Here is a 17,996-nt window from a genome sequence, read left to right as displayed (position 1 = left end):
GTAAGATGTCTACCTATTAATTGTAACGAAGGAGATCGAATGAAGCAAACGAACAACCGCACTAATCGTAGCAGACTGCGCCGCTGGCTCCGCGTTCTTCCCGCCATCGCTTGGATGGCGGTTATTTACGTCTTGTCCGCTCAGACGGGAGATGAGATTAGCAGCCTTCTTCCTTTTTTGCAGCAATTTTTTCCTTCGATGACCAGCTTCAATTGGGGGCATTATGTCTCCTACTTCATACTGGCGATGACATTCGATTATGCGCTCAGCCGCAGAGCTGACCGTTGGCACGGCAGGGTGCTCATTATCCTCTTATGCGGATTATATGGGGTCTCGGATGAGGTACACCAGTCCTACGTTGGAGGCCGAATGATGGACTTGTACGATATTCGCAATGATATGATCGGCGCCGCAGTATGGACGATCATATCCGCTGTGCCGCCCGTCCGAAGGTTATGGCATAGACTGAAGGAACTATAGTAAAAATTACATACCGGACGCAAGCAGGATTTTATGCAAAAAAGGTCGAATGTGTATCCATCTCATTCTCCGCATTAGCAGCGAACTATGCCCTAATGCAGGAGTATTTATCGGCATAACGAGAAGGAGTGACCACCATTGCAGAAACTATGCAATTGCGGCAACATGATGACCATGAAGCTGCGTACCGTGATATATTCCGTTAGAGTAGAAATAGACAACGTTCCGATCTATTCCTGCGAGGCTTGCAGCCGAAGCGAGGTGTTTCCAGAAGTGAAGCCGGACCTGACCGGTCTCATTGCTCAGCTAGGTGAGAAGCCCTCAAGACAAACTTTATTGTTTAATGAGTGGAATGAGTGGGCAGATTTGTTCGTAGAGGCTTCGGCCTTGCAGAAGAAGCCGGATCCTAGACGAATGGATCGTCTCATTGAAGAGAGAATCAACTCGCTGCTGGATCTACTCCTATTAGCTCAAGCCGCCGATGATCAAGAATGGATAGCAGATATTTATAAACGGCTGAATCAGATTTCCCGACGAAGAATGCATACATAATGCTGGCAATACCCGGTAACATTGCGAAAAGTTTTTTTCTATCGTATGATTAAGGGTAATTGTGGAGTGCGAATGAGGAAATATCGTGAATAAAAATTTGAATTAATGGAGAGAAGGACCGTGACGGTAACCATTTATGATGTAGCAAGAGAAGCTAGCGTGTCCATGGCTACAGTATCACGCGTAGTGAATAATAATCCGAACGTGAAGCCTGCGACGCGCAAAAAAGTATTCGAAGCGATAGAGCGGTTAGGATATCGTCCGAATGCGGTAGCTCGCGGACTTGCAAGCAAGAAGACAACCACTGTTGGTGTAGTTATTCCGGATATCTCCAATGCTATCTTCGCAGAAGTAGCCAGAGGAATTGAAGACATAGCCAACATGTATCATTATAATATTATTCTGTGCAATGCGGACAAGAAGAAGGACAAGGAGATTCGTGTCATCAACACGCTGCTCGAGAAGCAGGTTGACGGACTATTGTTCATGGGCGGCGCAGTGACAGAAGACCATCTGCAAGCCTTCAAGACGGCGAATGTTCCAATCGTATTATGCGCAACGACGGAAGAGAACGGCGAGATCCCTTCAGTAGATATTAACCACGAGGAAGCGGCTTATGATGCAGTTACGACGTTGATTGCACAAGGTCATACTAGGATTGCGATGATCAGCGGTACGCTGCAGGATCCTTCGAATGGATATGCAAGATTCCACGGCTACAAGCGCGCTCTGGAAGTTGCAGGCATTCCATATGAGGATTCTCTTGTTCGTATCGGCAACTATCGCTATGAATCCGGAGTTGAGGCGATGAAGTACTTCATTGAGCTGGGCGAACGGCCTTCAGCCGTGTTCGCAGCTACAGATGAGATGGCCATCGGCGCCATTCATTGCATCCAAGACTCCAGCCTCAAGGTGCCTGAAGACATCTCGGTCATTAGTGTGGACAATAGCCGGATGGCTTCGATGGTTCGCCCGCAGCTGTCAACTGTTGCACAGCCGATGTACGACATTGGTGCGGTATCAATGAGACTGCTCACGAAGCTGATGAAGAAGGAGAACGTGGAGCAATCCAAGGTTGTCCTTCCGCATGAGGTCATTATGCGTCAATCGGTTGGAGGAATCGAATAACGATGGCTTACAATCGGATTGGCATTATTGGAGCTATGGCTGAGGAGATTAACCTGCTGCATAAGCATGCAGAGGTAACAGGAGAGACAACCAAGGCCGGCATCACCTACTACAGCGGTCACCTTCACGGCAAGTCCATCATCTTCTGCAAGTCTGGAGTAGGCAAGGTGAACGCCGCGGTCTGTACTCAAGTACTTATTGACCTCGGGGCAGAGGTCGTCTTGTTCACAGGCGTTGCAGGAGCGGTTGACCCGAGACTGAATATCGGAGATATCGTCGTGTCGGACTCCTGTGTACAGCACGATATGGATGTCACACCTCTTGGCTTCGCGAGAGGGACGATTCCCTATCACGAGCGTTCTGAGTTTGCTGCTGACACACAGCTCGTGAAGCTCGCTGTGGCAGCGTGTGAGAAGCATTATCCAGGGAGAAGCTTGCAAGGGAAGGTACTGTCTGGCGACCAGTTCATAGCGAGCCGGGATACGGTGCAGATGCTCTATGAGCAGATGAACGGGGCCTGTGCGGAGATGGAAGGGGCAGCCTTAGCGCAAGTGTGCGATATGAACAGCATCCCATTCGTTGTCATTCGTTCAATGTCGGATAAGGCAGACGGATCAGCCCATGTGAACTTCGCAGAGTTCACCATTCAAGCCTCAGATAACTCCTATCAGATCATTGACGAGATGCTCCAGCATCTCTAATCATACTTAAGACAGCCCCTTACGGTTCAGCACAGAACCTTAAGGGGCTGTCTTGCTTCGTATAGCGGCCAGGGGTGAACCGCCCGCATCTACAGATTATGAAGAATAATGGACTGAGTCTCGCGGTTTTTCCCTGTAATCTCCTCACGGCGCGGGATAGGCGGGATGGAGTCGGGTTGGTCCAACCAGTACTCAGGCAGCTCATGCTGTCCTTGCTCTGCCCAGCGCGTACGCCATTGCTCTGGCAATGCAACAGATTCAGCGCCCGGAGCAGCCAGCTCGGACAGCAGTGGGTGTTCCGTCATAGTGAGCCAGACCAGCGACCACGCACGCGGGACGACTTGCCATATATCGTAACCCCCGCCCCCAAGCGCCACCCATCTGCCTTCAGCATATTGATGAGCCAGCTGGTGAATAAGAGCGGGCATCTCCTGATAGATTCTCATGCTGCAATGAATATGAGAGAGCGGATCATAGGCATGTGCATCACAGCCGTGCTGGCTCACAATGATGTCAGGCTTGAAGGCTTCAGCCACTCGAGTAATCGTGGATTGGAAGCTCTCCATCCATGAGTCATCCTCGGTATACGGCTCGAGCGGGACGTTGATGCAGGCTCCGAAGCCTTGATCTGTACCCTTCTCATGCACATAGCCTGTCCCGGGGAAGAGGTACTTGCCGGTCTCATGTATGGAATACGTGAATACGTCGGGGTCGTCATAGAACACCCATTGCACCCCGTCCCCGTGATGAACGTCTGTATCAATGTAGAGTACTCTGGCACCATACTTCTCTCTGATATGACGAATAGCTACAGCTGCATCATTATAGATGCAGAAGCCGGCGCCGCGGTCCGGGAAGGCATGATGGAGACCACCGGCCATATGATACGCATGAAGGGCCTCCCCGGACATGACCTGCTCTGCTGCAAGGACAGAGCCGCTCACAATCGCTGCAGCTGCCTCGTGCATGCCCGTGAAGCAAGGGGTGTCGTTCGTATCTAGTCCATATCTTGAGGGATCAGTTAAGCCCGCTGCAGCCGTCTGATTACGGCTAAGCTGCTGCACAGCCTCAATGTAGTCTTGTCGATGTACTAGGGAGAGCAGCTCTTCCCTGCATGGAGGTGATTGAGCAAGCAATCGTTCATGCGGCGACAGCGCGCCCAGCGTCTCCAGCAGATCGCAAGTGATGGATAATCGAATGGGGTTGAAGGGATGTTCCTCTCCGAAGCAGTAGTCGGCAGCTCCCGGATTATGAATGAATACAGCATGTGAAGACATCAGATCATCCTGTCCTCTCCAGCAGCCTTAGTTGAACTGCCATGTAGAATGAATTAAGCTAATCGATTAATACATGAATCTTCCACGGAACCGTACACGATCGAACTGCTCCACAGCATGCTGGGGAACCTCTCGACCGATTCGCACCATGAGGCAGTTGGCAGGATGAGAGCAGATCTCCGGATCATCGGTCGCATACCATACCATATCCACCGACTTCATCAGCTTCTCCATCATCCTCCGGTAATCCCAGATGTTCAGCTTCGTCCCTTCGAGATCCCAATGCCAATAATACTCCGTTGTAAAAACAATATAATTCTCCAGCTGGCCCTCTGCGAACGCCAGCTGAATCATTCGCTTCCCTAATCCGTAGGCGCGATAATCATTGGCTACCTCAATGGCTCCAAGCTCAATCAATTCCGGCATATGGCCTTCCGACCAGCGTTCATATTCATCCGGGTAATGGAAGGTCACATACCCGACGATGAGATCATCGACTCTGGCAGCAATAATTCGTCCTTCCTCTAACGAAGCAATCTCCACAAGCGCTTCATGCTGTTCATTCGGCCTGCGGAAGGCATCCAGATCAGGATGCATACGAAGCTGCTTCAGCACTTCAGGATGGATAGGCCCCTCGATGGTGAGAACCAGGTTGTCAGGAAGGACGATCCGTGCTTCTTGCAATGATTTGCGATGGTTCAATCAAGCGCGCCCCTCTCTTGCTGCAGCGTGGTCTTGCTGTTCTACCTCTTTTATAACAGAACCTGACCTCAGTTGAAAAGCATAGCCTGACCGAAATCTTCTATGCTATAATAGTTCAGGCATATATGACGAAGGAGCAAGAGTAGAGTGTAAGCGTATTCTAGAAAATTCTTCAAGACAGAGAGACAGATCTGATAGGAGGATGATACGATGATTAACTTACATCAAGAGCGGGTTCCGGCGACAGCAGCAGGGTCGAACCTGAAGAGCTATGAGGATGCTGTGAACACCTTCAACTGGGATGAGATTGAACGGCAGTTCAGCTGGTACGACACGGGCAAGGTGAACATGGCCTATGAAGCGATTGATCGTCATGTGGAGCAGGGCAGAGGACAGAAGGTTGCCTTGTACTACAGCGACGCTGAACGGGATGAATCGTATACGTACGAGCAGCTAAGCTTGCAATCGAACCGATTCGCCAATGTCCTTCGCAAGCTGGGGGTTGGCAAGGGAGAGCGGGTATTCATCTTCATGCCGCGCACTCCGGAGCTCTACTTCAGCGCATTAGGCGCACTCAAGGTAGGCGCTGTGCTTGGCCCGCTGTTCGAAGCCTTCATGGAGACTGCGGTTAAGGACCGGCTGCTTGACAGCGAAGCGGTAGCCATCATTACAACCCCTGCTCTGCTGAAGCGGATTAAGCGCGAGGAGCTTCCTCATCTTAAGCACATCATTGTATTCGGCAGCGAGGTGCAGGAGGACGAGGGACTTATTGATTATCGGACAGCTATGGCCGAAGCCTCTGACCAATCAGAGATCGAGTGGCTGGACCGGGAAGATGGCTTGATTCTGCATTACACCTCAGGCTCCACTGGCAAGCCTAAGGGTGTGTTCCATGTACAGAACGCAATGATTCAACATTATTATACAGGACGTATCGTACTTGATCTTAAGCCCGATGATATCTATTGGTGTACAGCGGATCCGGGCTGGGTTACAGGCACATCCTACGGTCTGTTCGCGCCTTGGCTGAACGGCGTAACGAATGTCATTCGCGGCGGCCGGTTCAGTCCAAGCGACTGGTATAGTACGATACAGAAATACGGCGTAACCGTCTGGTACAGTGCTCCTACCGCCTTCCGGATGCTGATGGGTGCCGGCGACGATGTAGTACAGCAGTTCGATCTCAGCTCCTTAAGGCACGTACTGAGCGTAGGAGAGCCGCTTAATCCGGAAGTCGTCCGCTGGGGGATGAAGGTGTACAATCAGCGCATCCACGATACGTGGTGGATGACCGAGACGGGCGGCCAGCTCATCTGCAATTATCCAAGCATGGACATTAAGCCAGGGTCAATGGGTAAGCCAATCCCCGGTGTCAAGGCGGCTATCATAGATGATCAAGGTAATGTGGTCCCTCCATATCGGATGGGGAACCTCGCCATTCAGACACCATGGCCGTCGATGATGCGCACGGTATGGAACAATCCTTCGAAGTACGAGGAGTACTTCAGGCTGGAGGGGTGGTACATCTCCGGCGATTCCGCCTATATGGACGAGGACGGTTACTTCTGGTTCCAAGGCCGCATCGATGATGTCATTAATACGTCTGGTGAGAGAGTAGGCCCGTTCGAGGTAGAGAGCAAGCTGGTCGAGCATCCGGCTGTTCAGGAAGCGGGAGTCATTGGCAAGCCAGACCCGATGCGCGGTGAGATCATTAAGGCGTTCATCGCGCTGCGGGAAGGCTATACCCCTTCAGATGAGCTGAAGCAAGAGATCTCACAGTTCGTGAAGGTAGGGCTGTCTGCACATGCCGCCCCGCGCGAGATTGAATTCAAGGATAAGCTGCCGAAGACTCGCAGCGGCAAGATTATGCGTCGGGTGCTGAAGGCATGGGAGCTGAACCTTCCTACCGGCGACCTGTCCACGATCGAGGACTAATCGTTACTTCATTCTTATATAACATAAAAAGCAAGGAATCGCCAAAACGCGCGATGCCTTGCTTTTTTTTGTTGAATAGCTTATTGAATATCCACCTTGGCTGATTCCTGTGATTCGCCTGAAGCATTAACAGCAGATATGCGGTAGCTTCCAGCGGGGAAGTTAGCTTCATAGAAGAAGCTCGTCTCCGGGGTAGTCCCTACCTTGCGATAGCGGCCGTCACCGTCCTTGCTGAAGTGAATGACATACCCAGTAACTTGCTCTGCAATCGGATTAGCTTGCCAGCTAAGCTGTGCACCGCCAGTCACCTTACTTACTTGGAGCCCTGATGGTGTGGAAGGGGCAGTCAGCTGTCCATCTCCCGAGCCTCCTTCGTTGCCCTCAGGCGGAGGGGTAGGCCAGCCTGAGGATGGAGGAGACGACGGGGTAGGAGCAATAGTTCCATCTGGACTTGGGACTATTGGCGAAGGCCCGCCGAATTGAACCAGGCCGCTAGGTGCCGACTCCTTGCCGACCACGTCGACTGCTGTGACATAGAAGGAATATCCGCTGCCATTCACCTGAATGTTGCGGGCGTAGTCATCGCCTACGAGGATAGAGTCGCCGACCTTCTGATAGCCTCCGCCATTAACGGATTGATAGATGCGGTAACCAACCACGTCGCCATCTCCGGACTTCGCGAAGGTCAGCTTCACGACACCTGCTCCTATTGACTGAAGCCTCGCACCCCCAGGCGGATTCGGAGCTCGTCCGTCATCCTGTCTAGGATCAGGCTTGGAAGGCGCATCCTTGTCTGCGTCATCCGGCAGGTAGAAGCTCATGGAACGTCTGCTCTTACTTGGCAGCTTAGCTTGAGCGGATTGAATCTTGTCCATTAGCGCATCCAGTGGCATCTCACGCTTGATGACTACTTGTTCTCTGACCATGTCGCCTGGAGTCGCTGGGTTAGGAACATAGTTGATTCCATTAACAGTTACATAAGCCATTTTGACTAATGCGTCATCCGATTGCCTTGGAACATATTTCTTGTTGAAGTAATCGGTAACCAGCATTCCGGCTTCCCTCGTTAAGCTTGTTGGGAGCTTGCCGCTGGCGCTCGATACCGTAGCCCGGATGATGCCTGAAGGCTTCGTGAACTCCTTCGTCTTGAACAGCTCGGGCTTCGTCTCCGTCGCCTGATTCATAATATAGGTCCATATCCATTGTGCACGAAGTCTGCCCTTCTTGGATAAGGTGTTCACCTGCTTCTCATAGCCCGACCACACGCCGAGCGTAATGTCTGGTGTGAAGCCCATGAACCATACATCACCGTAATCTTGTGTTGATCCAGTCTTCCCGGCAATCGGAATGCTTGTGCGCTTCTCGTAATTCCCTCTTACTACGGTTGCTGTTCCGTTCGTAATGACGGATCTGAGCATATCTGTCATCAGGAAGGCTGTCTGTTCCGAGAATACACGCTGCGGAGAGGCCTTGTGCTCATAGACCACGTTGCCGTTCGCATCCGTAATCCGATCAATCATATAAGCATCATTGAAGACTCCTTGATTCGGAATGGAGCCGTAGGCATTCGTTAGCTCTTCTACTGACACTCCAATGCTAAGTCCGCCTATTACGCCGGTCTGAGCCGCATCATCTGCCGGCTGCAGCGTCGTAATTCCTAGCTTGCGGGTGAAGGTCCATGCATCCGCAATGCCGACCTTATCGAGGAATATCTTCAGGGCAGGCAGATTAAGCGAGTCGTCCAATGCTTCCCTGGCGGTTACAAGTCCTCTATAGTTGTTGTTGGCATTCTTCGGAATATGGAATCCCTTCACGCCGTCCTTCATGACGATTGGCGCATCATCAATAATGCTTGCCGGCTGTACGGCTCCTTTGTCAATGGCGGGCAAGTAGGCAGCGATCGGCTTCATCGTTGAGCCGGGCTGACGTGTCATCTGAGTAGCGTAATTCAGCTGCTCTTCATAGAAGTCACGGCCCTCCAGCAGCCCAAGAATGGCTCCTGTCTTATGATTCAGCATGACGGCTGCGATTTGCTCCAGCCCTTTTTCCTTGCTGAAGGGGGAGAAGTTCTTATCATTAGAACCGATATCCCGCATCGTCTTGTAGATGCTCTTGTCAATCGTCGTGTAGACGTGATAGCCCCCGCGAAGCAGATGCTCCCGGGCTTCTTCGATCAGTGGGGCGTTCTCCTTCTTGCGAAGATCGGCTGTTGTCAGGTTCGGATTCTTCTGCTTCAGCATCACCTCTGCTGCCTGCCGTTCAGCTTCCAGCATTAGGTATGGATAGGTCGTATACGCCTTCTCTACTGGCTTAGCCAGAGACTTGCGAAGATCGAAGGTCATCGCTTCATCATATTGCTGCTGATTAATGCGCCCTGTCTCCAGCATGCGAGCCAGCACATTATGTGTACGTTCTACTGCGAGGTTGAATCCTTCCTCGTCGAAGGCTCCCTTGCCCGTGAATGCTGTATACGCGGAAGGGCGCTGCGGGAGGCCGGCTAGGTAAGCGGCTTGAGCAATCGTCAGCTTGTTCAAGTCGCTAATGCCGAAGATTCCCTTGGCGGCTGCCTTAATTCCGTATAGATTATAGCCGCTGGAGCCGTTGCCGAACGGCACCTTATTCAAGTAGGCTGCCAGGATCTCTTCCTTCGTGAGATAGCGTTCCATCCGTATCGCCAGGAAGATCTCCTTCACCTTGCGGCTGTCCGTCTTGTCCAAGCTTAGGAATACTCGCCGAGCGAGCTGCTGAGTGAGCGTGCTTCCACCGGTCTGTGTCTCTTCGTTAAGCAGCTTCTGCTTCACTGCACGCCCAAGACCGTTAATGTCGACGCCGAAGTGCTCGTAGAAGTTGTTATCTTCGGTTGCCAGCACGGCATCTATAACCGTCTTAGGAAGCTCATCGTATTCGACGACAATCCGGTCTTCTTCTGTCCGGAGCTGCCCGATTAATGTCGCATCATTGAAGTAGACGAACCCAGTGGTGGAATTCTCTCCGACCTTCTCTTCAATAACGGTGCGCGGACGGACCTCATCCTCCTTCACCAGGGCTGCAACGTAACCTGTTAATACGCCTCCAACCAATAATCCAATAAAGACGCCAAAAATAAACAGCCATTTGAATGTAATGAAAGTAATCATCCCGAATGTGCGCAGACCGCTGCGCCGGGAAGGTGCTTGCCCATGATTCTCTTGCATTCGTACAACTCCTCCTCCAAACATAACAGGCTTATTATATCATAAATCGTCATTATGAGGCATTAATCCCGCTCAGCTGTCAGCCGGATATGCTTAGAGCAGGAGGGAAGGTCCAGGACCATTGTACGGGCTCATTGACTTTACCATGAAGGCATGGTATAAAAACAGTAAGTTAAGCAAAGCAAATGCTAACAGCTTCGACAGGCTTCAGTAGTCTTGCGCAGGTTGCTCTCAGAGAGCCGGTGGGTGGTGTGAACCGGTACACGACGCAGGATGAATTACCGCCTTGAGCTGAATAGGGGAACCTTGCACAGTTTGTATAGCAAGCAGTAGTCTATTCCGGAGTTGCTGCTCCGTTATCAATGATGAAGTGAGAATCGCACCTTGCATTAGTGCATATACGGTGCCAGCATAGGCTAACTCAGCTATGACTGTGTATTCTAACGAGGGTGGTACCGCGAGCTAATCCTTCTCGTCCCTTGGGGCTGGAAGGATTTTTTGTGTTTTCTATGAGATAGGCGGCAGATTACATTCATAAGGAGTGGTTCAATTGGTACAGTGGGATAAGTTAACAGCAGAACAACAGGCAGAGGTGCAGCACCAGCTGGCGGTCATCTCCCGCGGAGTGGTAGAGATCACTCCGGAAGAGGAACTGAAGAACAAGCTGGCTCACTCGGTTGCTACTGGCACACCGCTTAAGGTGAAGCTGGGCCTAGACCCGTCAGCACCGGATATTCATATCGGCCATACGGTTGTCCTTCACAAGCTGAGACAGTTCCAGCTCCTTGGACATCAAGTGCAGCTCATTATCGGAGACTTCACAGGCCGGATCGGAGATCCAACAGGCAAGTCGGAGACGCGCAAGCAGCTGACGGAGGAGGATGTGAAGCGTAATGCCGAGACCTATCAGAAGCAGATCTACAAGATTCTTGATCCAGATAAGACGAAGCTCTACTTCAACTCGGAGTGGCTGTCGCCGCTCACCTTCGCGGATGTAGTGTCCCTCTCAGCTAAGGTCACGGTTGCGCGAATGATGGAGCGTGACGACTTCACGAAGCGGTTCACGACCGGGCAACCGATATCTGTTCATGAATTTTTCTACCCGCTCATGCAAGGCTATGACTCTGTGGCGCTAGAGACGGATGTCGAGCTTGGAGGCACCGACCAGATGTTCAATCTGCTCATGGGTCGTACGCTGCAGAAGGAATACGGGCTGAAGCAGCAGATTGCGATTATGACGCCGCTCATCGAGGGGCTGGATGGCGTGAACAAGATGAGCAAGAGTCTTGGCAATTACATCGGCATTGATGAGGAGCCTAATCAGATCTATGGCAAGGCAATGTCGATCCCGGACGAACTCATGCTCAAGTACTACGAGCTAGCAACAGATATTAGCAATGAGGAGCTCAACGCGCTGCGGAGCGGGCTGGAAGCTGGAACGGTTCATCCGCGTGACGCGAAGATGCGTCTAGCGGGAACATTCGTGCGGATGTATCATAATGAAGAAGCAGCCTCTGCTGCAGAGCAGCACTTCGTTACCGTATTCCAGCAGCGTGCGCTGCCTGATGAGATAGAAGAGGTAGCAGTCCCTGCTGAAGAGCTTGAACAGGGCTCCATCCGCATCGTAAGACTGCTGACGGTGCTTGGCTTGCAAGTCTCCGGAAGCGAAGCGCGCAGAAGTGTGCAGCAAGGCGCAGTGCGATTGAATGAAGAGAAGCTGACGGATCCGAACGGCGAGATCACGCTGAAGGATGGAGACATTCTGCAAGTCGGCAAGCGGAAGTTTGTCAGAATTAAGCTGTAGACACTAATACATTAGCGCATGACCATGCGTCTGGGGCTCGTATTCGAGTGGTATCTTCCTGCTCGGATGCGAGCCTTTTGGCATAACACTAATTTTTTTGCAGGAGACAGCGCAACGTTATCCGCTCTATTAGCGTAATAAATAACGGAATTAATAACAGCATCTGGATAAGGAATAGACATCTGAGAGGAGGGGGGATATGGAGACACTGTTCTGGGCTTGCCTTGCCGGAGGCCTGCTGTACGCGTTCATTACTGTCATCTTCGGAGATTGGCTAAGCGTTGCGCTGGATGGAGCGCTGGACTTCCTGTCGGTCGACGGCCATCCGTGGCTGCAATCGACATCCATTGTGAGCGGAATCACCGTATTCGGAGGGGCAGGATTATTGCTTGAGAAGTACAGCTCGCTCGGAGCCTTCACGGTCGTCGCACTGGCTGTTCTGATCGCAATTGCTGCTGCAGTCCTACTATTCTTCCTGTACGTAAGACCGATGCAGAATAGCGAGAATTCCGTCGGATACTCGATCGCTGAGTTGGCAGGGCAGATGGGCGAAGTGCTCGTAGCTATACCCGCGAAGGGCTATGGGGAAGTCATGGTGAAGGTCGGGGCTGGCAATACGAATCAGATTGCTGCGAGCTTCGAGGGTGCTGCAATACCAAGTGGAGCAAGAGTTGTGGTTGTTGAAGTGAAGGACGGCACACTGCTCGTCTCAGAGATTCATCTCGGTTAGTTCACCGAGCCATTCACAAGTAAGTTACATAGGAGAGGGGTAAGGTCATGCCAGAATATCTCATCATACCTTCCATTGTCGTTGGAGTAATCGTGTTATTAGGTCTAGCCTTCTGGGCTCGCTACAAGACGGTCAGCCCGGATCAGGCGATGGTCGTGACGGGCTCCTTCCTAGGCAGCAAGAATGCGACAGTGGATGAGTCCGGCCGCAAGATTAAGATTGTACGAGGAGGGGGAGCCTTCATACTGCCGATCTTCCAGAAGGCTGAATTCCTATCGCTCTTATCCCATAAGCTTGATGTATCCACGCCTGAAGTGTACACCGAGCAAGGAGTTCCTGTCATGGCAGACGGTGTGGCCATTATTAAGATTGGCGGCTCTGTAGAAGATGTCGCAACGGCAGCGGAGCAGTATATGGGCAAGCCAACCGAATCGCTGAAGGGCGAAGCGCAGGAGGTACTCGAAGGACATCTTAGAGCAATTCTAGGTTCAATGACGGTTGAAGAAGTGTATCGCAACCGCGATAAGTTCGCACAAGAGGTGCAGGGAGTCGCTGCACGCGATCTGAAGAAGATGGGGCTTGCCATCGTCTCCTTCACGATTAAGGATCTCCGCGATAAGCACGGATATCTTGATGCATTAGGTAAGCCCCGTATAGCAGCGGTTAAGCGGGATGCAGAGATCGCTGAAGCTGAAGCGGTCAGAGATTCACGGATTCAGAAGGCAAGTGCGGAGGAGATTGGGCAGAAGGCGGAGCTGCTGCGGGATACGAACGTAGCGGAAGCGACGAAGGAGAAGGAGCTGAAGGTGGCGTCCTTCAAGCGCGATCAGGATACAGCGAAGGCCGAAGCCGATCAAGCGTATGCTATCCAAGAAGCGAAGGCGAAGCAGAGCGTGGTTGAGGAGCAGATGAAGGTCGAGCTCGTGCGCAAGGAGAGAGAGATCGATCTGGAAGCGAAGGAGATTCTCCGCCGTGAGAAGCAGTATGACGCGGAAGTGAAGAAGAAGGCGGATGCGGATCGGTATTCGGTCGTGCAAGCGGCTGAAGCAGACAAGGCGAAGAAGCTCAATGAGGCAGATGCTCTGCAATACCGGATTGAAGCGGAAGCGAAGGCGATGGCTGAGCAGAAGCGTCTAGCGGGTCAGGCGGAAGCGGATGCTGAGCGTGCTAAGGGTACAGCTCAAGCTGAGGTAATCAGGCTGCGAGGTCTAGCGGAAGCAGAAGCGAAGGAGAAGCTGGCTGAGGCGTTCGAGAAGTTCGGCGAGGCGGCGGTGCTGGATATTATCGTGAAGATGCTGCCTGAGCTGGCGGGCAAGATTGCCGAACCGATTAAGGGCATTGACAAGTTGACGGTCGTGGATACCGGCAATGGCGAAGGGGCAGCAAGACTTAGCAACTACGTCACATCCCTCATGGCGACCGCACCCGAGATGCTGAAGAGCGTATCAGGTATTGATGTCAATTCTCTGATGAAGGGGCTCACGAACAAGCTGGTTGCCCCGCCTTCTGTACCGACGGCATTGCCTCATATCCCATCTGTCCCAGAAGCTCCAATCGTTGTTCCCCCTCTTGACCAGAAATAAAACAGAAAAAAACCCCCGGTTGATCGTATGATCTCCGGGGGTTTTTTTCTGTTGTGTTAAAAACCATCTTCGCCGCCATAAGACGGCGAGACCTGTTATTAACGGCTGTAGAATTCGACGATTTGCTTCTCGTCGATCTCTTGGGACAGCTCAGCGCGCTCTGGCAGACGAACATACTTGCCTTCCATAGCTTGATCGTTGAACTCCAAGTAGTTCGGAATGTGATGACGGCCTTCAAGAGCTTCCTTAATCGTTCTAAGGCTGCGGCTGCGCTCGCGCAAGCCGATTACGTCGCCTACGGATACCGTGTAAGAAGCGATGTCTACTTTTTTGCCATTCACAGTTACGTGACCGTGAGCAACCAGCTGACGTGCACCTGCACGGGAGTTAGATAGACCAAGACGGTATACGAGGTTGTCCAGGCGGCTCTCAAGCAGCGCCATGAAGTTCTCACCGGATTTACCTTTAAGCTTAGCAGCTTTGTCGAACAAGTTGCGGAATTGCTTCTCGTTCAAGCCGTACATGTGACGAAGCTTTTGCTTCTCTTGCAATTGAACGCCGTAGCCGCTCATTTTTTTGCGTTGGTTAGGTCCGTGTTGTCCTGGAGGGAATGGGCGTTTCAAGTCTTTGCCAGTACCGCTTAGGGAAATGCCAAGACGGCGGCTTAGTTTAAATTTAGGTCCTGTATAACGTGACATGCGTCGTGTTAACTCCTTCTTCAAATAAAGTTTATTTTGAAAAATGGGGTTGTGTTTGCCGGAATACGTTTTACGCGAAAAGCTGCCCAATAGCAGTCTTTACAGCCTGACAGGAGAGTTCAGCCGCTGTCCTGAAAGCAAACGCATCACTGAGGGTGACACAAAACCGTACGCCCAGTATTCAACATCTAATTCTAAGGATTACAGCTTCTTTTGTCAAGTGAGAATGGCAGGTTAGCAAGAAGCATATCGTGGGAAATGTGCAGCTCACGTAACAGGAACTAAAGTCCTATATAATAGGTACTAAGTAGTGCAATGAATGACAGAATAAGGTATGATAACTGGTATAGCTTGCAATATACAAGAATAACCAAATAGGTTAAACCGAAGATTGGCAGGTGATGACTTCATGAAGCATACCGATACCCCCGCTCATATCGTCCCTCAACGTGCTAGGGATATGGAGTCCATCTGGTTCATGAACGAAGATATAAGAGATTCGGATAATCCTTATCTGCCCGAGCTCTTGCACAAGAGCTTCAAGCGATGGATGGCGGAGCTGGAAGACTCTGAATGGCTTACTCATACTTGTGTACACTTATATACACTGGAAGGACAGCGAATTGCTTGCAGTGGAATTCCTAAGCATCATCTAGATGAATTCATTAGAGATGAGCTAGTCAAGTCTATACAGCGAGATGAGTTCCCTAGTAGCAAGTGGAATCTGGTTCATGCCCCTAATCTTGATACTTCAATCATGGTAGTGCCTGTTCTGCGCCGTTCAGACCAGCGTCCCTTCTGTCTGCTCGTACAGACGGTACAAGAGGATTCCGTATCTTCAGAAGCCTTAGTGGCTGCAGCACTGCATTATAGAAGCTGCTTCTACTACCAATTCGAGCAGCAGTTCATCAGAGAGATGCTGCAGGAGCAGGTGCGAACGAAGAGGGAAGCCAGCCACCGTGACTCCTTATTCCTAGTTGCCAAGCAGCTCTACGACCAGACCGATGTTGCTTCGCTGTTGGCTGAGATGCTGCGAAGTCTGGAGACCCTCTACCCAGAGTCCGAGCTGTTCCTATACTTATCCCAGGACTTCAACAGCGGAGATAATAGAGTGCAGCCCATTGTGTTCCGCAGTGCCTCACATGATCTAGTGACGAAGTCCTTCCTTGAGGGGCGTTCCATTACGGAGTCGGAGCATGGACGGACTAAGCTCGCGGTACCTATGTCTGGCAAGCAGGCCGTATATGGCGTCCTATGCTTGACTATTGGACAAGGCGGCTGGGATCCGAGGGACCTTCCTGCCATTGTGCTGTTGGCTGACACAGCAGGGTCTGCGTTCGAGAATGCGAAGCTCTATGAACAATCCAACTTGCTCATTAATGAGCTTCGCTTAATTAATGAGCTGACCAAGCGGCTCAATCAGTCGCTTAGACCTAAGGAGATCTATGACTTCGCTGCGACGGAGCTGCTTACGATCTTCACCGCTGAATTCTGTTCAGTACTCCAACTGGATGAGACGAGCGGGCACTTCCAGGTCATGTCAACGAATGTTCCTGCCATGGCGGGTGCTCGATTCGCACTGGAGAATGGCTTCTGCGGAAGCGTGTATCGGACAGGGGAGCCGCTCATCGTATCCGATTACACCGCTTATCACGAGGTGAAGTCTGAGTGGATGGAGCATACAGCGGCCAGATCATTAATTGCTTCGCCTATCCTGGTGGAAGGACGGGTGGCAGGGGTCATCCTCGTTGGGCATCGGCTGGCCAATTACTTCTCGTATGAGAATTACAAGCTGCTGCAGGTCATGTCTACCCATATCGGACTTGCGGTCACGAATGGAATTCTGCATGCTGAAGTCCGAAGAATGGTTATTACCGATAATCTGACGGGTCTCTATGCCAGACATTATCTGAATGAACAGATTACAGCGCTTCAGCGCAAGGATCCTCACGGCTCGCTCATTCTCGTCGACATCGATCACTTCAAGCAGGTCAATGACACGTATGGGCATCAGGTTGGAGACCGCATCCTCATCCAGGTTGCACAGATTATCGGATCAGCCAGCAGACAAGGTGATATCTGCGCGAGATGGGGCGGAGAAGAGCTTGCTGTCTATCTGCCGGGGATCCGGACCGATACAGCGTTCCGCATTGCCGAGCGGATTCGGTCCAGGGTAGAGCTAGAGACGGATCCCTCCGTTACGGTCTCTTGCGGCGTATCCGAGTGGACGTACGAGAATGAGAAGGTAAGTGTGGAATCATTATTCTATCGAGCGGATATGGCCTTGTATGAAGCGAAGAACAATGGGAGAAACTGTATTTATGTCGGACAAGGCATAGTGAAGGGAAGCTCTGAGGTCAATCGACCTTAGAGCTTTTTTTTAATGGCATCCATATACCCATAGAGCACTAAGTGAGAATAGAAGTATTCGGTTGATGGGAAAATAACTCCGTTATCCATATATGCTCCAGAGTGAAAGGGTGAAGGTGCGGTGAAAGCTATGTTCGTTGTACTTGCCACTATAATTATTGTGACCGGCTGCTCCTCGTCGCGTACGCCAGAGGAATGGCTGACGATGTCGATATCGGGACTGGCGTCCATTGACCAGTATGAATTCTCAGGTGAGACGGCGGTTACTCTGCCTAATGGAGTATCGGGTAAGCCCAAGGCATATCGTGGCAAAGTCATTGATCATGAGAAGCTTATTGTCCAGTCCGAGGGTGAATCGACTTCTGAAGTGAATCCAGCCAAGCTGCTTGCTTGGATACAGAACAGTCCTAAGGAAGTGTCACTTATGAAGTCGGATCAGGAAGGCCTCGTCCAGCTGTCGATCCATATGAAGGGGGATGCTCCAGCGGCTAAGCTGACGGAGCAGCTTCAGAGTGAGCTCACCGCGCTTGCGGCGGATGCGCCCAAGGAGGGTGCTGCTTACCGCAAGGCTTGGGAAGAGGAGTTCCATCGCTCGAAGCAGCAGTTAAATGAAGTGTTGAAGACGCTCAGAGTGAAGTCGGACTATAAGCTCTATGTTGATCGTAATAAGATGCTTCCTATGCAGCTGGAGGAGTATTCCATGATCTCATATGTATCACAGGGACGAAGCCACCAAGAGACTAGGCGTTCTAGGATTGCGCTGGAGTCATTTAATGGCAGAACCTCCTCCCCTGTGCAAGCAGCGAGCAAACATGGTACGATAAGAAGGTAAGATTACCAAA

14 protein-coding genes and 1 other annotated feature are annotated in these 17,996 nt (G+C 51.4%); of the genes, 10 read left to right on the top strand and 4 right to left on the bottom strand.

The genetic code is table 11. The features are described from left to right. The first annotated feature begins 39 nt into the window (after window positions 1-39). The 4 genes from ACFO9Q_RS16485 to ACFO9Q_RS16470 all read left to right on the top strand — a co-directional run bounded on the left by ACFO9Q_RS16485 (window position 40) and on the right by ACFO9Q_RS16470 (window position 2,861). Window positions 40-480 carry a VanZ family protein gene (locus tag ACFO9Q_RS16485; protein WP_379184015.1) on the top strand — a complete coding sequence of 147 codons (441 nt, stop codon included), beginning with the start codon at window positions 40-42 and terminating at the stop codon, window positions 478-480. 138 nt (window positions 481-618) lie between these two features. Continuing rightward, on the top strand, window positions 619-1,032 hold the full coding sequence (locus tag ACFO9Q_RS16480) for a hypothetical protein (RefSeq protein ID WP_379184013.1): 414 nt from the start codon (window positions 619-621) through the stop codon (window positions 1,030-1,032). Window positions 1,033-1,152: 120 nt separating this feature from the next. Further along, a complete protein-coding gene (ccpA, locus tag ACFO9Q_RS16475; RefSeq protein WP_379184011.1) occupies window positions 1,153-2,160 on the top strand; it encodes a catabolite control protein A in 1,008 nt (335 codons plus the stop codon). Window positions 2,161-2,162: 2 nt separating this feature from the next. Further along, complete coding sequence (locus tag ACFO9Q_RS16470) at window positions 2,163-2,861, top strand: 5'-methylthioadenosine/adenosylhomocysteine nucleosidase (RefSeq protein WP_379184009.1); 699 nt, start codon at window positions 2,163-2,165, stop codon at window positions 2,859-2,861. Window positions 2,862-2,950: 89 nt separating this feature from the next. Here ACFO9Q_RS16470 and ACFO9Q_RS16465 read toward each other — a convergent pair whose 3' ends face one another. Both ACFO9Q_RS16465 and ACFO9Q_RS16460 read right to left on the bottom strand, forming a co-directional pair. Beyond that, complete coding sequence (locus tag ACFO9Q_RS16465; protein ID WP_379184007.1) at window positions 2,951-4,138, bottom strand: acetoin utilization protein AcuC; 1,188 nt, start codon at window positions 4,136-4,138, stop codon at window positions 2,951-2,953. 66 nt (window positions 4,139-4,204) lie between these two features. Continuing rightward, window positions 4,205-4,840, bottom strand: coding sequence for a GNAT family N-acetyltransferase (locus ACFO9Q_RS16460; RefSeq protein ID WP_379184005.1), 636 nt, complete (start codon window positions 4,838-4,840; stop codon window positions 4,205-4,207). 210 nt (window positions 4,841-5,050) lie between these two features. Here ACFO9Q_RS16460 and acsA point away from each other — a divergent pair, with 210 nt between their 5' ends. Next, window positions 5,051-6,775, top strand: coding sequence for an acetate--CoA ligase (gene acsA, locus ACFO9Q_RS16455; RefSeq protein ID WP_379184003.1), 1,725 nt, complete (start codon window positions 5,051-5,053; stop codon window positions 6,773-6,775). Between the two features lie 80 nt (window positions 6,776-6,855). Here acsA and ACFO9Q_RS16450 read toward each other — a convergent pair whose 3' ends face one another. Continuing rightward, a complete protein-coding gene (locus tag ACFO9Q_RS16450) occupies window positions 6,856-9,969 on the bottom strand; it encodes a transglycosylase domain-containing protein (protein ID WP_379184000.1) in 3,114 nt (1,037 codons plus the stop codon). Window positions 9,970-10,157: 188 nt separating this feature from the next. Continuing rightward, window positions 10,158-10,452: a binding site (T-box leader), on the top strand. A 67-nt stretch (window positions 10,453-10,519) separates the two neighbouring features. Between ACFO9Q_RS16450 and tyrS the strand changes: the two genes are divergently transcribed. The 3 genes from tyrS (at window position 10,520) to ACFO9Q_RS16435 (ending at window position 14,086) form a co-directional block, all read left to right on the top strand. Then, on the top strand, window positions 10,520-11,773 hold the full coding sequence (gene tyrS, locus ACFO9Q_RS16445) for a tyrosine--tRNA ligase (RefSeq protein WP_379183998.1): 1,254 nt from the start codon (window positions 10,520-10,522) through the stop codon (window positions 11,771-11,773). A 199-nt stretch (window positions 11,774-11,972) separates the two neighbouring features. Then, window positions 11,973-12,503 (top strand): NfeD family protein, encoded by a 531-nt coding sequence (locus ACFO9Q_RS16440; protein WP_379183996.1) that lies wholly within the window; start codon window positions 11,973-11,975, stop codon window positions 12,501-12,503. A gap of 47 nt (window positions 12,504-12,550) precedes the next feature. Next, a complete protein-coding gene (locus tag ACFO9Q_RS16435; RefSeq protein WP_379183994.1) occupies window positions 12,551-14,086 on the top strand; it encodes an SPFH domain-containing protein in 1,536 nt (511 codons plus the stop codon). A gap of 98 nt (window positions 14,087-14,184) precedes the next feature. Here the strand turns inward: ACFO9Q_RS16435 and rpsD are convergent, their stop codons facing one another. After that, the gene (gene rpsD, locus ACFO9Q_RS16430; protein WP_379183992.1) at window positions 14,185-14,784 is read right to left on the bottom strand and encodes a 30S ribosomal protein S4; all 600 of its coding nucleotides are present in this window, start codon (window positions 14,782-14,784) and stop codon (window positions 14,185-14,187) included. A 409-nt stretch (window positions 14,785-15,193) separates the two neighbouring features. Here rpsD and ACFO9Q_RS16425 point away from each other — a divergent pair, with 409 nt between their 5' ends. Together ACFO9Q_RS16425 and ACFO9Q_RS16420 are read left to right on the top strand one after the other, a co-directional pair. Beyond that, complete coding sequence (locus tag ACFO9Q_RS16425) at window positions 15,194-17,155, top strand: diguanylate cyclase domain-containing protein (RefSeq protein ID WP_379183990.1); 1,962 nt, start codon at window positions 15,194-15,196, stop codon at window positions 17,153-17,155. 120 nt (window positions 17,156-17,275) lie between these two features. Then, the gene (locus tag ACFO9Q_RS16420) at window positions 17,276-17,986 is read left to right on the top strand and encodes a hypothetical protein (protein WP_379183988.1); all 711 of its coding nucleotides are present in this window, start codon (window positions 17,276-17,278) and stop codon (window positions 17,984-17,986) included. Window positions 17,987-17,996 lie beyond the last annotated feature (10 nt).

Source organism: Paenibacillus sp. GCM10023252, assembly GCF_042653305.1.
Taxonomy (GTDB): domain Bacteria; phylum Bacillota; class Bacilli; order Paenibacillales; family Paenibacillaceae; genus Pristimantibacillus.
The sequence above is the reverse complement of the archived record's forward strand: the minus strand, read 5'-3'. Positions and strand labels throughout refer to the sequence as shown.

Bases quoted from the DNA above. Each gene is read 5' to 3' on its own strand.
- ACFO9Q_RS16485 (WP_379184015.1), top strand. From the start codon at position 40: ATGAAGCAAACGAACAACCGCACTAATCGTAGCAGACTGCGCCGCTGG.
- ACFO9Q_RS16470 (WP_379184009.1), top strand. From the start codon at position 2,163: ATGGCTTACAATCGGATTGGCATTATTGGAGCTATGGCTGAGGAGATT.
- ACFO9Q_RS16465 (WP_379184007.1), bottom strand. From the start codon at position 4,138: ATGTCTTCACATGCTGTATTCATTCATAATCCGGGAGCTGCCGACTAC.
- acsA (WP_379184003.1), top strand. From the start codon at position 5,051: ATGATTAACTTACATCAAGAGCGGGTTCCGGCGACAGCAGCAGGGTCG.
- ACFO9Q_RS16450 (WP_379184000.1), bottom strand. From the start codon at position 9,969: ATGCAAGAGAATCATGGGCAAGCACCTTCCCGGCGCAGCGGTCTGCGC.
- ACFO9Q_RS16440 (WP_379183996.1), top strand. From the start codon at position 11,973: ATGGAGACACTGTTCTGGGCTTGCCTTGCCGGAGGCCTGCTGTACGCG.
- ACFO9Q_RS16435 (WP_379183994.1), top strand. From the start codon at position 12,551: ATGCCAGAATATCTCATCATACCTTCCATTGTCGTTGGAGTAATCGTG.
- rpsD (WP_379183992.1), bottom strand. From the start codon at position 14,784: ATGTCACGTTATACAGGACCTAAATTTAAACTAAGCCGCCGTCTTGGC.
- ACFO9Q_RS16425 (WP_379183990.1), top strand. From the start codon at position 15,194: ATGAAGCATACCGATACCCCCGCTCATATCGTCCCTCAACGTGCTAGG.